2 protein-coding genes are annotated in these 19,245 nt (G+C 71.0%); both read right to left on the reverse strand.

The features are described from left to right. Window positions 1-49: 49 nt before the first annotated feature. Complete coding sequence (locus ANAE109_RS11890; protein ID WP_012097113.1) at window positions 50-18,379, reverse strand: CARDB domain-containing protein; 18,330 nt, start codon at window positions 18,377-18,379, stop codon at window positions 50-52. Beyond that, the gene (locus ANAE109_RS11895) at window positions 18,376-19,242 is read right to left on the reverse strand and encodes a peptidylprolyl isomerase (protein WP_012097114.1); all 867 of its coding nucleotides are present in this window, start codon (window positions 19,240-19,242) and stop codon (window positions 18,376-18,378) included. The genes ANAE109_RS11890 and ANAE109_RS11895 overlap by 4 nt, the downstream gene beginning before the upstream one ends. Window positions 19,243-19,245 lie beyond the last annotated feature (3 nt).

Raw genomic sequence — 19,245 nt, forward strand, 5'->3', positions numbered from 1 at the left:
TGGCGGCCGCGATGCCCGCACGAGCGTCCGCCGCCGTAATCCGGGGACGCTACTCGGCCTTCTTCGGTCTCGTGATACGCCCCTGCTGGCTTGCGGTTCCAGTCACATTGATGATGCCTGCCTCCTGCTGACGAGCTTCACACTGAGGGCACGCGAAGTGCGAACTCGCCTGCCGCGCGCCTTGCGCTTCCTCGCCGACGAAGTGGATTCCGCGCGCTTCGGCATGTTGCCCCGCCTCGCCGGGAGCGTTGCTCGACGTCGTGCCGCGCACGAAACGGACCTGCGGACCGAAGATCTCGGTCGCCTTCGCGCGCGCTGCAGGCCCGGGCACCTGCCCCACCTGTGACACAACCACCGTGGCCGCCGGCGTCACGGTGACCGCCATCGGGATGCCCTGGCCGCCGTTTCCGAACTGAGCCCGATGGATGGCGTCGATGCCCGACTGCAGCTGTTCGTCGCTCCACGGCAGGACGGTGGCAGGCTGCCGCTGCGGGGCGGCAGCAGCACCCATTTGCGAGAAGTCGACGGCACGCGCCGCCATCTGCTGCTGAGCCGCATCAGAAGTAGAGCCTCTCCGCATCCCGCCGAAGCCCGTGCCGGCAGCCACGACGTCCGACGCCGCCCCAACCGCGACAGTCACCCTGTGCTGCATCTCTTCGCTCGCTCCAGCGAGACGAGCCGCCTCGTGCGCAACCGATGCCGTCACGCCGCCCCTCATCGCCGCGAGCGTTTCCGCGTTTCGCGCCCGTTGTGCCTGCACCTCCTCGACCTTGCTCGCAGGCACGACGAGCGGCCCGGCGCTCATCTCCTGCGTGCCCGACGGAAGCGTGATCGAGACGGGGCCTTGCCCGTGCTCAGCAGCGACGTCGATCGCGACGACGTCCTCACCGTCCGCAGCCTGGTCGATACCCCGTCGGTACGCGTTGATGTTCCGAGCGAGGACCTTGGCACCCTGACTGTTACCATCGGAGTCGAACACGTCCCCGACCTTCTGGTACCAGGGCAGCTTGTCCCACGCGGCCTTGCGCCTGAGGTACTCCGCGTACCACTCGGCGTCTCGCGCCTTCTCTGCCTCCGTCATCGCGCGCTCGCCGAGCGGATCGATGAACGCGAGCGGGTTCCCATTCGCGTACGCCCAGGCATGCAGCGAAACCGGGTTCGTCGGATCCCCGAACACCGGATCCTCCGACAGGAACCTCCCGACGCTCGGGTCGTACCACCGCTGCTGCGCGTAGCTCAGTCCGACGTCCGCGTCCCAGTGCTGCCCCGCATACGCGAGGCTCGCCTCGGCGGCGCCAGGCGCACCCAGGCCGCGGAACCCGCCCCACGCGTCGTAACGGTACAGCGAGGACGACCCGTCGCTCCGCACCCGCCCGACGATGGTGTCGAGCCCGTCGTGCATGAGCCGCTCGCTGCCGGCCGGCGTCCCGCCCGCTCCGTAAGCGCTCACCCCGACGACGAGCCCGCCCATCCGCTCGTACACGAGGCGCGTGCCGCTCGGCGCCACCTCCTCCACGAGGTCGTCCGCGCCCCACAGGTAACGGCTGTCACCGGTCGGACCGCTCTTCTCGATCCGGCGTCCGGCGAAGTCGTAACGGTACGTGAACGTGTCGACCGTGCCGCCTCCGCCAGCCACGGCCGGGCCGAGCTTGGCCTCGGCGAGCCTCCCGGCGGCGTCCCAGGTGAGCTCCTTCTTGCTCGTGCCACGCGTCTCGACCTTCACGCGTCCGGCGAGGTCCACCGTGTACGCGACCACCGCGACGCCCTGCTCGTCCGTGATGGACTCGAGCCCGCCCCGAGCGTCGTACCCGTACGTCTGCACCGCGCCCGTCGCCACGCCCCACCCGTCCGGGCCCAGGTCGCCCGAGAACGGCGTGACGTGCTTCTCCGCCAGGCGGCTGCCGTCCCCGCCCAGCTGGTACAGCTTCGCCGTGCCGTCCGCGTAGGCGACGCCGGTCAGCCGGTCCGCCCGGTCATAACCGTACGACGTCAGCTCCGGCACCGTGACCGTCTCGCCCGTGTACTCCTCGCTCGTGCGGTTCCCGCGCTCGTCGTAGCCGTACCGGTACCGCGCGAGCGGCGACTCCGAGAGCTCGCAGCTCTCTCCGGCGGCGACGTTCGAGACCAGCATCACCCGTCCCCGCTCGTCGTAGCGGCGGCACTCGTGCAGCACGCCGTCCGCGACGTCCAGGAGGCGATCGCCCCCGGCCTCCCAGGTGAGCGTCGTCGACCTCGAGCCCGAGGCGATCGTCTGGAGACGGTCGAACGTCGGGTCGTAGTCGTAGTCGATCGTCTCGGCCGGCGACGACACGGAGTCGCGCGACGTCACGGAGTCGAGCTGGCCGCTCGCGGTCCGCGCGTACGAGACGGTCTGCGCGCCGCGGGTGATGCCCGTGAGTAGCCGGCGGTCGTCGCCGTAGGCGAACGAGATCGTGGTCGTGCCAGCCGAGCGCGTCTCGACGACGCGCACCAGCTGGTCGAGCGGATCGTAGTCCGCCTGGACCGCCGTCAGATCGCTCCCGGCGACCCCGCTGTACCCCGTGACCAGCGCGCGGCCGCGCCCGTCGAGCGCGCGGTGCGTGCCGACTCCCGTGGGATCGACGACGTCCGCGGCGCCGTTCGCCCACGTCGTCGTCCACGTCGCCCCGCCGCGCCTGCGGAAGATCTGGCGGCCCAGGTAGTCGTAGTCGAACCCCTGCCCCGCGCTGCCGCCGGAGGCAGGCGTGATCGCGGTGAGCTCCCCGCGGGCGTCGTACGCGTACTGGAACTTGCCGATCCCCCGCGGCTGCGTGACCGAGACGAGCTCGGCTCGAGGACCGTAATCGTACATCCAGCGATCCTGCTCGTCGCCGGGGCCGTGCTTCATGGACGCCAGGTTGCCGGCGGCGTCGTAGGTGAACTCCTTGAGGTCGAAGCTCGACCCGCGGCCGAACCGCTCGGTCGCGAGGAGCCCTCGAGCATCCCAGGTCAGCCGCCGCTCGCGCAGGTCGGGCGTGAGCTCGACGAGGAGCCTCCCGCTCGCGAAGTGGCCGTACCGCGTCTCCTCCTGGCTCGCGGTGGGTCCGTATTGCACGGACACGAGCAGGCCTTCCTGGTACCCGTACCTCCGCTCGGGAGCGGCGTGGCGGTTCTCGCGCAGGAGCCTCCCCGCCGCGTCCCAGGTCCACGCGTCCGCGAAGCCGCCCCAGGCCTGCTTGGTCACGTTCCCGAGGGCGTCGACGATCCGCTCGCCGGCCCTGGCGCCGGCGCCGGCGCCGGTGGTCCAGCTCTGGCTGATGGGGGCCACGCGTCCCGACCACGAGAGGCTCGTCTCGTACGTGTAGGCCGTCGCGTCCGGACCGGTGAACTCCTCGCTCTCGTGCAGCGTCCGGCCGCGATGATCGTAGCTGCGCTGCATGACGAGGCGCCAGCTCCCCTCCTCGGTGATCTCCTCGGTGGCCCACGGACCGTCATACGCGTAGGTGACGGTCCTCGTCTGGCTCGTGGACGTACGGCCGGGCGCGCTGTCGGTTCGCTCGTCCTTGAGGAGCAGGTGGCGGGCGTTGTGCCACCGCTTCGTGACGTAGCCGAGCGGATCCGTCTCCTGGATCGTGAAGTCGGTCCCGCCGCCGTAGGCGTACTTCCACGTCGCACCCTTCCATCCGGGCGACGAGCCCGCCGGCGGATCGGACAGCTTCTTCTCGAGGAGCTGCCGGAAGACGTCGTACGTGTAGCTCCACTCCTCCTGCGGGTGCGGTCCGCTCTTCCCCCGCACGAGGCCGGATGCGTCGACGACATACGCGGTGACCGTTCCCGCAGCGTCGGTCTCGCGGATGAGGTTGCCGGCCGCGTCGTACGCCCGCGTCGAGACCGCCGTGTACTCGCTCGTCACCGGCGCGTCCGGCTCCGTCTCAACGTCGCCGATGGGCTCGCGGATCGTGACGAGGTTTCCGCGGGAGTCGTACTCGAAGTAACGATGGCTCTCGAGGGTCGCCCCGTCGCGGACGACGTAGTCGAGCGTGTGCAGCGTCCGACCCGTCGCGTCGAGCCAGAGCTTGCGGCGCTTCGTCAGCTGCCCGCCGACCTTCTCCTCGATGGCGACCGTGTGCTCGGCGGCGCCATCGGCGTAGGAGCGGGTCTCCTCGAAGAGCTCCGTGTACGGGGCGACGCTGCGCTTGTAGTAGGTCTGCCGTCCGAGGACGTCGTCGTACTTCCACTCCTCGACCAGCCCGAGGACCTCGTCGTTGGAGCCGAGCTTCCTGCCGAGGCGATCGTACGTCGTGATCGTCCGGAGCTGACCGCTCACCTGCGCCTCGACGTGCTTGACGCGCCCGAGGGCGTCGACGGGCGACAGCCACTTGAAGTTCCCGTGCGTCCGCTCGACGACGGCGCCGCTCGGATCGCGCTTCACGGTCTCGACGTCCCGCTTCGACCCGTCCGCGCTGGCGGCCCCGTAGTCCCAGCTCGCCGGGCGGCCGAGCAGGTCGTAATCGATCGAGGTGACGAGACCGTTCTGATCCGTCTGCTCCTCGACCTTGCCTTCGCCGTCGAGCTTGTAGGCCACCTCCGTCGCGGTGATGTTCGTCCCTGGATCCGTGGCCGTGACCGAGATGAGCCGTCCGGAGTCGTCGTAGACGTAATCGCGCTGGATCGCGCGCTCGTCGGTGGCGAGCTCGAGGCGGCCGCCCTCGTACGTGAAGGTCCGCTTGGCCTCCGCGACCGGCTCGCCGTAAAGCCAGGTCTCCTGGACGAGGAGCCCGTCGCGGTAGAGCTTCACGCGCTTGTGCGAGGGAGCGCCCGTCAAGGTCTCGGTGACCTGGAGCTCCAGGTCGCCGGTCTCCGCGTACAGGTAGTGCCAGTCCTGATCCGGCATCCCCTTCATGAAGTGGCGCTGGAGGTTGCCTTCCGCGTCCCGAGTCCAGATCTCCTGGTCCGGTGTCCCCTTGACCAGGTGGCGCTCGAGGCGGCCCGCGGCGTCGTAGGTCCACTGCTCGTCGTGGCCCGCGTCGTCGTACACGCGCTTCAGGCGCCCGAGCCAGTCGTACTCACGGGTGCGCTTGACGCTCGGCCGTCCCCCCGTCGCGACCGACTGGAGCGCGGTCGTCGCGTCGGAGCCGAGGCCCCAAGGATCGTCCGCCGGGTAGGTGTAGCTCGTCACCCGCCCGACTGCGTCCACCGCGGTGAGGAGCCGCCCGTCGGCGTCGTAGGCGTCGAGCGAGGAGGACGTGAGGACCGTGCCCGCCTCGTCCCTGACGGTCAGGCTTCGGAGATCGCCGGTCCCGTCATCGACGGGCGTCTCCCAGGTGGCTTGCCCGCTCGCGGTCGCGCGGGTCGTCTCCTCGGGTACGCCGAAGGTCGGATCGTACGAGCCGGGCGCGTGCGCGCGGAGCACGGTGTCCTTCGCCGCTCCGGCGACGTCGAGTGAGTCCGCCTGGTTCAGGTCCGCGAGCTTCAGGGTGGTCGGGAGGAGCCGCTCGTTCGTGTCGAACGCGAGCTTGCGGCCACCCGGCGCGGTGCGGGAGCTGGGCGACACTCGCTCGCTCTCGCTCGCGTCGTTGAACCACGTGGTCGTCCGCGCCGTCACTCCGATCGTCTCTTCGGTCACGCTGCCGAAGGCGTTCGTGCCGATCGCGACGCTGACCCCATCCGGGCGGACGACGTTGCGCCCGGTGGCGCTCACCCAGTCGATCTTGGTCTCGACCTCTGCGATGGCGGCCGTGTCTGCCGACACGGTGCTCGTCCCCGGCAGCACGACCCGGTCGACGATCTCGAAGAGCTTCGTGTGGGGGAAGGGCTGGCTTGCGGCGAGGCTGCGGCCCCAGCGCGTCCGCCACTGGACGACGCCACGGAGCCTGAGCTCGGCCTTCACGAGCTCGTTCGTCGCCTCCCACAGGTCCTGCGCGGAGAGCGGCTTCCCGGCGGACGCGAGCGACTGGAGGTCCTCGACGTACGCGTACTCCCACGCCTGGTCGATCGTGACCTTGTCCTCCGACGCGATGCGCTGGACCTTCCAGAGGTTCCTCCGCCCGTCCGCCGTCGGGGCGAACGAGAGCCGGACGATGAAGTCCTCCGCAGCGCCCGACGGCGTCCCGTCTCCCGCCTGGAACCTCGCCACGACGGTCTTCAGGAAGCCGAAGCTCTCCGCGACCGCAGCCGCCTTGAACCGCGGCGACACGCTGGAGGCGAGGTCGACGGGCTCGTACGCGAAGTACAGCCCGAGCTTGCCGCCCTTGCGGTAGACGCGGCGGATCATGTCGGAGTCCGCGAAGTACTCGACGACCGTCCAGCCGGGGCCGAGCTTCGTCGCGTCCACGGCGTCTTGGCGGGCGTGACCGTCGCCGACGGCCGTGAGCACCCACCGCCGGCGGCCCGCCTCGCGGATCTTCTTGCGCGGCGGCGTCGCCTGGATCGGGGTGGAGTCGCCCACCTTCGCCTGGTACTCGGCGAGCTCCTGCACCGAGCGGGCGGTGACGTACGCGTCGGTCGTGCCGACGACCTGGAGCGCGCGCTGAGAGTAGCGGTCGAACCGGTAGCGCTCCCCGTTCGGCGCCGTGAAGAGGACGTCGGGGATGTGCTTGGGCGCTTGCGGATCGGTCTCGGGGCGCTCGGCGACGGTGAGCGTTCCTCCGTGCGCGTTGTCCGTCCTGCACTCGACGGCCGACCGCCGCCCGTCCGGCTCCTCACGCACGGTGCAGGCCGGGAAGTCGTACGACTGCCCCTCCAGGACCATCGTGTAGCGCCCGAGCGACTCCTCGACGACGTACGCCTCGAAGTTGTGGCGCCACCCGATGCCCAGGGTGCCGATCTCGTTGTCCTGGTTGTTGTACGTGCGCGCGAACCGCACGGTGCCGGCCAGCTCCGGCAGCGAGAAGTCCTCGTGCCGGAAGGACAGGTGCCCGTCGGCGACGTTCACGCCGCCGATGCCCGCCTGGCCCGGAGCGCGGGCGTTCGCGCCCTGGTAGGCGCCGACCGCCTTGCCGAGGTTCACGTCGTGCGCCTGCGCGTACGGGTCGGCCTTGTCGATCCACTGGACGAACACGTCCGGCGGCGCCTCGGCGCGGCCCGGCATGCTGACGAGGTGCGGCGGGATCGGGACCCGGAACAGCGCTGCGCCATCGACGCCGGCGCGCGGCACCTGCTCGATCGCGCCGGCGCCTGCGAGCTCCTCCACGTCGAAGGAGCCGGTGTCGGCCCACGACAGGTCGAAGGACCGGATGAGCCCATCGCCGAAGCACGTCCCGGCGCAGACGTTCACGGTGCCCTGCTTGAACTGCGCCGGCCCGAGGAACACGTTCGCGAGCGCCGGCTCCGAGATGGAGCGGAGCACCGCGGGGACGCCGCCCGCGTCGGCGGTGATCGACTTGCTCAGCGTCGACTGGTGCCCGGCCGTCACGAGGTCGCGCCGCGGGGAGAGCCCCTGGAGGTTGTACTTGTAGAGGATGTTCTCGGCGTTCCCCGCCATGGAGAGGCCGATGTAGACGACGTCGCGCCCGCTCAGCACGTCGTAGAGCCAGCCCCCGTCGCAGGTGGCGGTGAGCGTGCCGGCCTCCACCCGCACCGAGCACTCGATCCCGTACGCGTCGCTGCCGAGGCGGACCCCATAGCTCCCAGGCAGCGTGCCGGCCCGGCCGGCGTCCGGGGCGACGAGGTTCATCAGGAGCTGATACGAGAGGTCTCCGTCGAGCGCGGCGTGGGCGGTCGTCCCATCCGCCGGATCGTCGACGCTGCGGCTCGTGCCGTCCGCCTGCTTGGCGGTCACCGAGGTGAGCGTCAGGTCGAGCACGCGGAACTCGTGCTCCCGGTCCCGATCGAACCGCTCCAGCGCCGAGCCGTCGGGCTCGAGGCTCCGGTAGACGTTCTTGAGCGCGATCGCCCGCTCGGGCATGCCGGTCTTCCACGACTCGTCGGCGTTCGCGGGCTCGCTGAAGGCCGGCGGCGACACCGCGATCTCCGTCGCGGGATCGATGCGGCCGTCGCCGTTGCGGTCGTTGAACAGCGTGAGGTTTCCGACGACGTGGACGTAGTAGCTGGCCTTCTGGAGGTTCGTGGTGATCCTCTGGGAGGCGCTCGTCCCGGAGGTCCCGTCCGTGGGCGCTGCGGTGTTCTCGACCCGCAGCGCCGCCTGGATGTTGCTCGTCCCCTTCCCCGGGTGGATCGGGAACACCGCCACAGCGGGTCTCTCGACGGAGGTCCCCGTCACGCGGACGAGCTGCCCCGCGAGCGGCGGGACGCCGGCGGGCACGTCCATGAGGCGCGCCTCGAGCTTCGTGCAGATCTTGATCTGATCCGGGGTCGGGTTGACGAGCTCCGAGCAGTACCGCTCGAGCATCTTGCCCGGACCGCCGGCGATCCTGGGCGGCGCAGGCGGCGGCGTCCACTCCGGGTGCGCAGGATCGGGGCAGCCGTGGTTCGCGCCGGGACCCGGGCTCCAGATGCAGGCGTCGTCCGGGTCCGCGGTGCCGTCATCGTCCGTGTCGAACCGGCTCACGAGCGACGGGCAGCCGGCCGGCGTGCTGCCGACCGCGACCGAGGGGCCCGGGTACAGGGGGCAGAGATCCTGGATGTCGGCGACCCCGTCGCCATCGGCGTCGCCTTCCCCCGAAGCCGGCGGAGTCCAGTACGGGTCGTTCGGGTCGGGGCAACCGGCGTTCGTCGTCGGCCCCGGCTGCAGCACGCAACCCGCCTGCTCCGAGGCGTCGGGCGTTCCGTCGTGATCGCTGTCGGTCCCGGCCGGGCAGCCCGAGCTCGCCGCATCGCCCGCCAGCAGCGGGCAACGGTCGGCGACATCGGACGTGCCGTCGCCGTCGCGATCGTAGGTGATGTCGGGGATGCCGTCGCCGTCGGCGTCGAACGGGTCGACGGCGGGACCGGGTTGCACGCCCGAGTACTGATACGGCCAGGGCGTGCCGCCGGTGCTTGGGATGCCGTCGACCGGGAGCGCGGGCGGCGCAACCGGCGTCTCCGGAGGCACGGGCGGCGGCTCCCACATCGGCTGGTTCGGGTCCGGGCACCCGAACGTATTCGGGGGTCCGAGCTGTGTCGGGCAGCGGTCGGTCAGGTTGGCCGTACCGTCGCTGTCCAGGTCCTCGGGCGGGAGCCGGACGCGCCAGTGCGTGGAGACGTGCACGAACTCGTCGCGGACGGTCGCCGAGCCGCCGTGGCGGACGAGGTGCTCGGAGGCGGTCGTCGCGGCGTCCTCGGCGCGGACCTGCCTCGCGACGCGCACGTCGATCTCCGGCGGGTAGAGGCGCACGTTCCCGAAGACGCGGAGGTCCTGCCTGGCGCAACGAGAGATCGTGAGCGTCTCGCCGAAGTCGGGGAACTCGATCGGCCCGCCCGCGGCGTCGTCCGCCGCACAGTGCTGGTTCTGGTCGAGCCCCTCGAGCGTGGTGATCGGCGGGACCACGACGGTCGTCGCCCCGGCGTAGCCGGTCGCGTGGTTCACGGCGAAGACGACGATGCGGTCGCCCTGCGAGAGGCGCAGCGTGAGGATCCGCTCCTGCCCCTCACACCGGAACTTGAAGTACTCCGTCGCCGTGGCGCCGGCGGCCCTGAGCTGATCGCACTCCTCGCGGTCTCGCCGCGTCCAGCGCTCCGACGGCCCGAAGCGGAGCCGCTTGTACTCGCCGTGCGCGCTCGTGGCCGTGCACTGGCCCGCATCCGGCGGCGTCGCGAGCGTGTACCGCGCGATGGGCGTCTCGAGGTCGTCCTCGCGGAAGAAGTAGACCTCCGTCTGTCCGACGTCCTCCCGCGCGATGCGCGTCAGCTCGTTGCGGGCGGGATCCCACTCGGACCCCTCGTCCTCGCCGCAGGCGAGCTCGACCCGCGTGTCGTCGCGGTTGTAGAAGTTGATGCTGCCGAGCAGGAGCCGCATGTCGACGAGCAGGCTCACCGGCGAGAAGGAGCCGGGCGAGACGCCGTACGCGTTCGAGCAGACCGGGAACCCATCCGTGATCGGGTAGCGCACGATCTTCGGGCTCTCCGCGTCGGAGCGGTCGGCCTGCGCGATCCAGCGGAGCCCCGTCTGCACCTCGGTGCAGACGAGCGCGCCTTGCTGCGACCCGTAGGAGAACACCGGGATCGAGAACTGGCCGCGGGTTCCGGAGACCCCGCGAACGCTCGTCGCGCTCGTGACCTCCACCGGCCAGTTGGAGAAGAAGCTGATGCCGGACGATGCGGCCGAGTCGTCCGTCTCGACGAGCTGTCGAACGACGAGCGTGCCGCGGCGCTCGGGCTTGCCCGTCACCGGGTCGACGATGGAGGGATCCGGAGGCAGCTCCGTGACGACGGCCTCGAGGCGCGTCGTGCGAGAGTCTCGTCCCGCCTGGGCCTCGGCGGTGATGAGCGTCGTCCCGGGCTCGAGCTGCACGTGGCCTCGAACGGTCACGTCGCCGCCCTCGCCCTGGATGGGCGTCTCCTGCCCCCAGTTCTCCAGCACGGGCGGCGCGATGACCGTCTGGCCGCGCTGCGCGCGCATCGAGAGCTGGATGGAAGCGGACGACCCTGCCTCGGGCCTGGCGACGAAGACCACCTCGTGCAGGTGCGGGAGACCGACGATGCCTCCCTCCGTGCCCGCGGTAACGTCGATCCTGAACTCCAGCTCCTGCGGCGAGCGGATCTTCCCGGAGATGAAGGCGGTCCCGACGTTCGGCTCCGGCAGCCCGCCGAGGCCCATCTGGTCCCAGAACGCCTGAGCGCGGCCGCCACCGAGTGGAAGCATGAGCAGCTTCGCGAGGAGCGGCAGGTCGTCGCGCGCCGCAGCGGGCTTCATGCGGAAGCCGGTCGTTTCCTCGGGGGGCGGCGTCGCGGTCCCCTCCGGCGCCGGGCTCAGCGTCGCCTCGAGCCACGCCTGCTGCTCGTCGGAGACGTGGCCGTACCCGAAGAAGTCGAGCGCGCTCACGCCGGTGGGCTCGAGCGTCGTCAGCGTAGCGCCGTCCGCTGCCACCCTTGCGACGCCGACGCGCGCGAGCATGTGCCGGTCGGGGTCGTACCCATAGACGAGCGCGTATCGTCCGGCCGGAAGGGCCGTGACGTTCGGGAACGTCAGGTCCACCGGTTGCGCGATCCGGATCCCGACGGGCCCGACCTGCCAGAGGGCCGCGAGGTCGGCGCGACCGTCGTCGATCGGGACCGGCAGCGCGTACCTGGGGATGCGGGTGGCCGTGACGAAGCCGGCGGTCTTGCCGTCCTCGAAGTAGAGGCCGTCGGCGGGGACGTCGATCGCGAGCCCTTCATGCCGGCCAGAGAACGTGAGGTGCATCGCCGTCCGCGCGTCGACGTGATCGACCGCGCCACGATCGACCGGCACCATCACGAGGTGCGCGTCCTTCGTGTCCTCCGTGGCGCTCACGAAGAGGCGCCGCCGGATCACCGGGAGCGCGGCCCCGTCGCCGAGGACGCCGCCCTCGAACCGAACCACGACTGCGCCGGGCTTCACGCCGAAGAGGTGCCAGCTTCCCTCCGGACCGGTGCGCGTCGAGAGGCTCGTGCCCTCCACGGACACGAGCACGTCCTCGAGCGGCTCCAGCTGCGCGTCCAGCACGTGCCCCTCGAGCTGGAACCGCCGCGGGCGAACGCCGAACTGGCTCGTGAAGACGCCGCTCATGTCGGGCCCGGCCTCCGCCTCCACTCCGTCGACGCGGACGTCCAGCCGCTTGCCCTCCGGCAGAGGGCCGCGCGCGACGAAGCTCACGGTCTGCGCTCCCGGCGCGACGTAGTAGCCCCCCTCGAGCGGCGTTCCCTCCACCGACACGGTGAAGTGGCCCGCGAGGCTGTCGCGAACGATCGGCTTGTTGAACGCGACCGACACGAGGGCGCTCGGCTCGATCTCGCTCGCCCCGGGGATGGGATCGACGCCGGTGACGGCGAGCGGCTCCTTGGTGGCGTCGCTGAACCGGACCTTGACCGACGCGGACCCGGTGAGGCCGCTGGCGTCCGTCGCGACGACCGAGATGACGTTCTCGCCGTAGGCGAGGGCGAAGTCCGCCACCCACTCACCGCCCTCGAGCTGCGCGGGGCCCGTCCCGATCGACACCGACTGCAGTGACGCCGTCGCGTCCACCCGCGCGCGAACCTTCACGATGGGCGTGGCCGACTCGCTCCCGTCGATCGGCGCGAGGATGGTGACGGCCGGCGGGAGCGCAGCCACCGTCAGCGTCAATGTGCGGGTGGTCACGTTGCCGGCGAAGTCGCGCGCAGCCACCTCGATCTCGTTGGCGCCGACCTGGAGCGGCACCGCCGCGGAGAAGTCGCCGCCCAGCAGGGTCGCCGGGGTGCCGCCGACCGTGACGGACGCCAGGTGAACGTCGCCCACCGTGCCCCGCACGAGGTACGGGGACTCGGTGGCCTCCTCGGCGCTCGAGGCCGGTCGGGTCACGGCGAGATACGGCGCCGTGTGATCGACGCTCACCTGCCGCTGCGCGGTCGCCACCTGCCCGGCGGCGTCGGTCGCCTTGATGACCAGGGTGTGGTCGCCCTCCACGAGCGCGGGGGCGGCGTTGAAGTAGCCCGACGTCACGGACGCAGCCACCCCCGCGACGGTCACCTGCACCGGAGCCGTGCCACCCTCCACGCGGCCGGTCACCGGCACCGTTCCGCCGCCGAGGATCGCGCCGTCGGCAGGGGCATCCACCATGAGCTGGAGCGCGCCCTCGGCGGGCGGCTCCTCGGGAGGCGGCGGCGGCTCTTCTGGAGCCTCCTGCCCGTTGTGACCCGTGATCGTCGTCGCCGTGGTGCGCCCGGCGATGTCGGTCGCGATCACGTTCAGGGTCACGGGGCCGGGCGCGACGTCGACGGACGTGGAGAAGCTCCCGTCTCCTCCGACCGCCACCGCTGCGCCATTCACCGTGACCATCACGGGACCGCTGGCGGAGGTGGCGGTGCCGCGGACGGCGACGGGGGACATCGTGGTCACGAAGTTCGCCCCCGGCTCGGCAATCACCAGCCTGGGCGGCTCCTGGCGAACCGCGAACCGAACGGTGCGCGTGGAGGCGTTGCCGATGGAGTCCTCCGCGTGCACCACCAGCTCGTGGTCGCCCTCCAGGTAGACGGAAGTGCAGCCCGAGAAGGCGGCGCCGCCGTCGAGGGAGGCCTCGACCGAGGCGACGCCGCTCGGATCGTTCGCCTCCACGCACACGAGCAGCGGGAGCTCGCCGCTGACCTGCCCGTCCTCGACGCCCGAAACGAGGATGCTCGGTCCTTGCGAATCCACGCCCACGTCGAACTCGACGCTCGCCCGGGCGTTGTTCGACTCGTTCGACTCGTTGACCTGGTTCGAGGAGTCGGCGATCGCGCCGAAGTAGTACTTCCCGGGGGACGTGGCGGAGGGGATCGTGACGGAGGTATCCGCGACGCTCGTGGCTCCGGCGGCCAGTCCGGGTACGCTCCGCGATCCCAGGTACACGTCGGACTTGGTGATGTTCGCGTCGCGGGAGAGGTAGAGCGCCACGCTGAAGCCGGTCGTGGGGCCGATCGCGGCGGTGACGGCGTTCCGGACCGTCACTGCCTTCCCCGAGGCCGCGAGAGCGGGGCCGCTCACCTCCGAGACGACGAGGTCGGGGAGCGTGATCTCGATCTCGGCGCTCGCCCTGGCGTTGTTCGACTCGTCGGACTCCTTGACGGCGTCCTGGACGTAGTAGCCGTCCCATTCATCGCCGATCCAGACCGGGAAGTTGTCGGCGATGACGCCGAGGAAGTACTTGCCCAGCGCGAGGTTGGCAGGGAGCGTGACCGTGGTCGCCTCGGCGCTCGTCGCGCCGGGGACGAGACCGTCGACCCACCGCTGCGCGAGGAGCGTGTCCGAGCCGTCGATGATCGCGTCCTTGGACAGGAAGACGCCGACGTAGAACCCCGGTGCGCTTCCGCCCGCCGCGCTGGCCGTGATCGTGTCGTTCACCACGATGCTGCTGCCCGCGACCGCGGTTGCCGGCGCGCTCACGTGGGACGCCATGAGATCGGATCCGATTATCGTGATGGCGTTGCCGGCGCGGGCGTTGTTCGACTCGTCCGACTCTCCCAGCTTGCCCTGTGAGTCGGCGATCGCGCCGAGGTGATAGCCTCCGCCGGGCAGATCCACGGGGATGGTGACCGCCGTCGACGCGGCGTCGGAGGCGCCCGGCGAGAGGCCGTTCACGGAACGCGTCGCCAGGAGGCGATCCGAGGTGGTGATGATCGTATCGGACGAGAGGTACAGGCCGACCGAGAACGCCGGCGCGTCCGTGCCATCGGGCGCCGCCGTGACCGTGTTCGCGACGTTGATCGCCTCGCCCGTGCGTGCCGCCGCGGGACCGGCGACCGCGCTGATGGTCAGGTCCGGCGCCGCGACTGTGAGCTCGTTACCGGCGAGGGAGTTGTTCGTCTCGCTCGACTCGGCGACCTGGTTCCAGCAGTCGACGATCGCCCCGAGGTACCACCTGCCAGGCGCGAGGTTGGCGGGGATCGTCACCGGGGTCGTCGCGGCGCTGCTCGCGCCGGCGGCGAGGCCGCTGAGGTTCCGCGTCGCGAGTCGAACGTCGCTGGTCGTGATGGTCGGGTCGCTGGACAGGTAGATGCCCACGGTGAACCCGGGCGCGTCTCCGCCTTCCGGGGCCGCCGAAACGGTGGTCTCGACGTTCACCGTCGACGCGATGGCCGCCGCCATGGGCCCGCTGACTGCGGAGACGACCAGGTCGGAGCCCGAGATCGTCACGTCGTTCCCGGTCCTCGCGTTGTTCGACTCGTCCTCCTCCAGCACCTGGTTGGCGGAGTCCGCGATCGCGCCGAGATGGTACACGCCAGGCGGGAGCCATGCCGGGACCGTCACGGGGGTCTCCGCCGTGCTCGAGCCGCCGGGAGTCAGGCCCGGGACCGCCCGGTAGCCAAGGTAGCGATCCGCGCTCGTGATCGTGGCATCCGTCGACAGGTAGAAGGCGACCTTGAACGGGCCCGTGCCCGCCCCCACGGTCGCGACCGTGTTTCTCACCACGAGCGGCTTGCCGGTCGAAGCCGTCGAAGGCGCGCTCAGCTCGGCGACGACGAGGTCCGCGCCCCCGATCCCGATGGTCCCGCCGGCGAGCGCGTTGTTCGCCTCGTCGGACTCCTTCGCCAGGTCCTCGACGATGTAACCTTCCCATTCGTCCCCCATGTAGACGGGGAAGTCGTCGGCGACGGCGCCGACGAAGTACGTTCCGAAGGGGAGATTCACCGGCAGCGTCACGGCGGTCGCGTCGAACGACGAGGCCCCCGGCGCCAGCCCGCCCACCCAGCGGTACCCCAGCAGCCTGTCCGAAGCGGTGATCACCGCGTCGGAAGAGAGAAAGATCCCGACGTAGAACCCGGGCGCCGCGCCGCCCGACACGTCCGCCTCGACCGTGTTCTCCACCACGATCGTCTCTCCAGCCAGCGCAGACGTGGGCGCGACGACCGTCGCCACGAAGAGGTCCGGCGCGGTCACCAGGAGCGAGCCCGCGAGGCGCGCGTTGTTCCCCTCGTCCGCCTCCACGACCGAACTCGACCAGTCGACGATGGCGCCGAGGTAGTACGTGCCGCCGGCCAGCTCGGCCGGCACCACCATCGCCGTGTTGCCCGAGCTCGACGAACCCGCGGCGAGCCCGTTCACCACGCGCTCGCCGATGCGCAGGTCGGACGTCGTGATGACCGCGTCCGTGGACAGGTAGAACCCCACCCGGAACGGGCCGGAGTTCGCTGCCCCGGCCTGCGCGGTCACCGTATCCGCCACCGAGATGGTCTCGCCGGTGAGCGCTCCCGCGGGCCCGGACACGCTGGTCACGAGGAGATCCGGACCGGTCACGGTGATCACGCCGCCGGCGAGCGCGTTGTTCCGCTCCTCCGACTCGCCGAGGTAGTTCGCGTAGTCCGCGATCGCGCCCAGCCGCCACGATCCCGGCGCGACGCTCGCCGGGATCGTCACGTTCGTCGAGGCGCTGCTCGTCGCTCCCGCGGCGAGCGACGACACGCTCCGGCTACCGAGGAACACGTCGGACGTCGTGACGACGTCGTCCTTCGAGAGGTAGATCCCGACGGAGAAGCCCCCCGCGTCCCCACCCGCGCTGCTCGCAGTGACGGACGTGTCGACCGCGATCGTCGCGCCAGAGAACGCGCCAGCAGGCCCGCTGACCGCGGAGATCGTCAGATCCGAGCCTGTGACGGCGATCACGGTCCCCGCGAGCGCGTTGTTCGTGTCATCCTCTTCCACGACATAGTTCGAGCCGTCGGCGATCGCGCCGAGGAAGTAGCTTCCGTGTGCCGTCGCGGCCGGGATCGTCACCGTCGTGTCTGCGGTGCTCGAGCCGCCGGGCGCGAGCCCGGGGACGGCCCGATTCCCGAGGAATCGGTCCGACGCGGTGATCGTCGCGTCGGGCGACAGATAGAGGGCGACGTTGAACGAGCCCGCCCCTCCGCCGAGGGACGTCACCGTATTTCGAACGACGACGGGCCGCCCCGTCAGCGCATCGGCCGGGCCGCTCACCTCCGCCACGACGAGGTCCGCCCCGCCGAGGACGAGCGCGCCGCCGGCGAGCGCGTTGTTCGTCTCGTCCGACTCCTTCGCCTCGTCCGCGATCCAGTAGCCGTCCCACTCGTCGCCGATGTAGACCCCGAAGTCGTCGGCGATCACGCCCAGGTAATAGGTCCCAGACGCGAGGTTCACCGGCAGCGTCACGGGGGTCGGATCGTACGACGTCTCGCCGGGCTCGAGCCCGTCCACCCAGCGGTAGCCGAGCAGCCTGTCGGACGCCGTGATCACCGCGTCCGAGGAGAGGAAGACCCCGACGAAGAACCCGGGGGCCGCGCCGCCCGACACGCTCGCCTCGACCGTGTTCTCCACCACGATCGTCTCACCCGCGAGCCCTGCAGCGGGCCCGATCACCGAAGCCACGAACAGGTCAGGCGCAGTCACGAGCACCGTGTTCGCCTCGAGCGCGTTGTTCCCCTCCTCCTCTTCCACCACCTGGTTCGCCCAGTCGACGATCGCGCCGAGGTGGTACGTGCCGCCACCCAGCCCGGCGGGCACCGCGATCGACGTGGTGCCCGAGCTCGACGACCCCGCGGCGAGGCCGTTCACCACGCGCTCGCCGATGCGCAGGTCGGACGTCGTGATGACCGCATCCTCGGACAGGTAGAACCCCACGCGGAACGCCCCCGCGTCCGCGCCGCCGGCCTGCGCCGTGACCGTATCCGTCACCGTGATCGTCTCGCCGGTGAGCGCGCCCGCTGGACCGGACATGCTGCTCACGACGAGGTCCGGGCCGGTCACGGCGATGACGCTGCCCGCCAGCGCGTTGTTCGTCTCATCCGGCTCGGCGAAGTAGTTCGCATGGTCCGCGATCGCGCCCAGGCGCCAGGTCCCCGGCGCGATGGTCGCCGGGACCTTCACGGAGGTCGTCGCGGTGCTCGTCGCTCCTGCCGCGAGCGAAGACACGCTCCGGCTCCCGAGGAACACGTCGGACGTCGTGATCACGTCGTCCTTCGAGAGGTAGAGCCCGACGGAGAAGCTGCCCGCGTTGCCCGCGGCGCTGGTCGCGGCGACCGTCGTCTCGACCGCGATCGTCATGCCGGAGAACGCGGTCGCCGGGCCGCTCACGCCCGAGATGGTCAGATCGGGCCCGATCACCGAGAGCGCGCTCCCGAGGCGCGCGTTGTTCGTCTCGTCTCCCTCGACGACGTAGTCGTTGCGATCGGCGATCGCGCCGAGATAGTACGAGCCGGAGGCCGTCACCGGGATCGTCAGCGTCGTGTCCACGGTGCTCGAGGTCCCCCCCGCGAGCCCCGGCACGCTCCGCGTCCCGAGCAGGACGTCGGATGTCGTGATCGTGGCATCGCGGGAGAGATAGAGACCGACTATGAAACCGCCGGTACCTCCTCCGACGGCGGAGACCGTGTTCCGGACGACGATCGTCGACCCGCTCGAGCCGGTCGCCGGGCCGCTCACCTCCGCGATGACGAGGTCTGCGCCCTGGATCGCGATCGGTCCGGCGAGCGCCGCGTTGTTCGACTCGTCGGACTCGTGCGCCTGGTCCTGGACGTAGTAGCCGTCCAGCTCGTCGCCGATGTAGACGGGGAAGTTGTCCACGATCGCGCCGACGTAGTACGTCCCTGTGGCGAGATTCGCGGGCAGCGTCACGACGGTGGCGTCGTGAGACGACGCGCCAGCAGCGAGCGCGGCCACGGACCTGTAACCGAGCAGCGTGTCCGACGCGGTGATCACCGCATCCGTCGAGAGGAAGACCCCGACGTAGAACTCCGGTGCGGCGCCCCCCGAGGCGCTCGCCGCGACCGTGTTCTCGACGACGATCGTTCCGGCCGTCTGCCCGCTGGCCGGGGCGCTCACCGAGGTGAGCGTCAGATCGGGCGCGACGGCCTGGAGCGTCGCGAGCAGCGAGGCGAAGAGGAGTCCGCTCGTCATTTCTTCTCCCCCTGCTCCAGGGACCGTCGCTTCACGCGATCCGGATAAACCCTCACCGAGACGTCCTCGCGCAGTCGCTCGAGCAGCTTCACCTGGGTTTCCCGCCGCGCCTCGGCGGCGAGCGCGCTCCGCACGTCGTCGAAGCTCGGCGTGACCGTCTCGACGCGCTCGAGCGCCTTCACGACGTGGAACCCGTAGGGCGTCTCGATGGGCTTCGAGAACTCACCGGCGGTGAGTGCGGCAGCCGCCTCGAAGAACCCCTGGTCGACCTCGCCCTCGAGGAGCGGCCCGAGGTCCCCTCCCTTCGCGCCGGTGACGGGATCTTCGGACATCTCCTTCGCCACGGCCTCGAACGCGTCGCCGCCGGCGAGCCGGGCGTAGGCGCGGGATGCCTTCGACTGCGCCGCCGCCTTGGCGCGCGGCTCGCCGTCGCGGGCGAGGAAGGCCACATGGGCCACGTGGATTCGCCGACGCGCGAGCTGGTCCTTCCGGGCCGCGTAGCGCTCGCGAAGGAGGTCCTCGCGATCCGCCTGCGCGAGCTCGCGATCGAGGTACTCCGCCGCGAGGATCTCGCGGCGCGCGGCGGCGAGCCTCGCCTTCACGGTCGGATCGTCGTCGACGTCTGCCTTCCGCGCCGCCTCCGCGAGCAACGCCCGCTCCGCCAGCTCGCCGAGCGCGGCGTCGACGTCGGAGTCGCCCGAGGTCGCGCGCCGCGAGAGGTAAGCGGCCGCCTCCTCCGGCGAGACGCGAGTTCGTCCGGAGATCACCACAGACTGACGGTCGCACCCCGCGAGGGACGCCAGAAGCGCGAGGGCGGCGAGCCCGGCCAGCGGCCGGTGCGAGACGAATGCGGTTACGGTCATGGC

Source organism: Anaeromyxobacter sp. Fw109-5 (genome assembly GCF_000017505.1).
In the GTDB taxonomy this organism is placed as follows: domain Bacteria; phylum Myxococcota; class Myxococcia; order Myxococcales; family Anaeromyxobacteraceae; genus Anaeromyxobacter.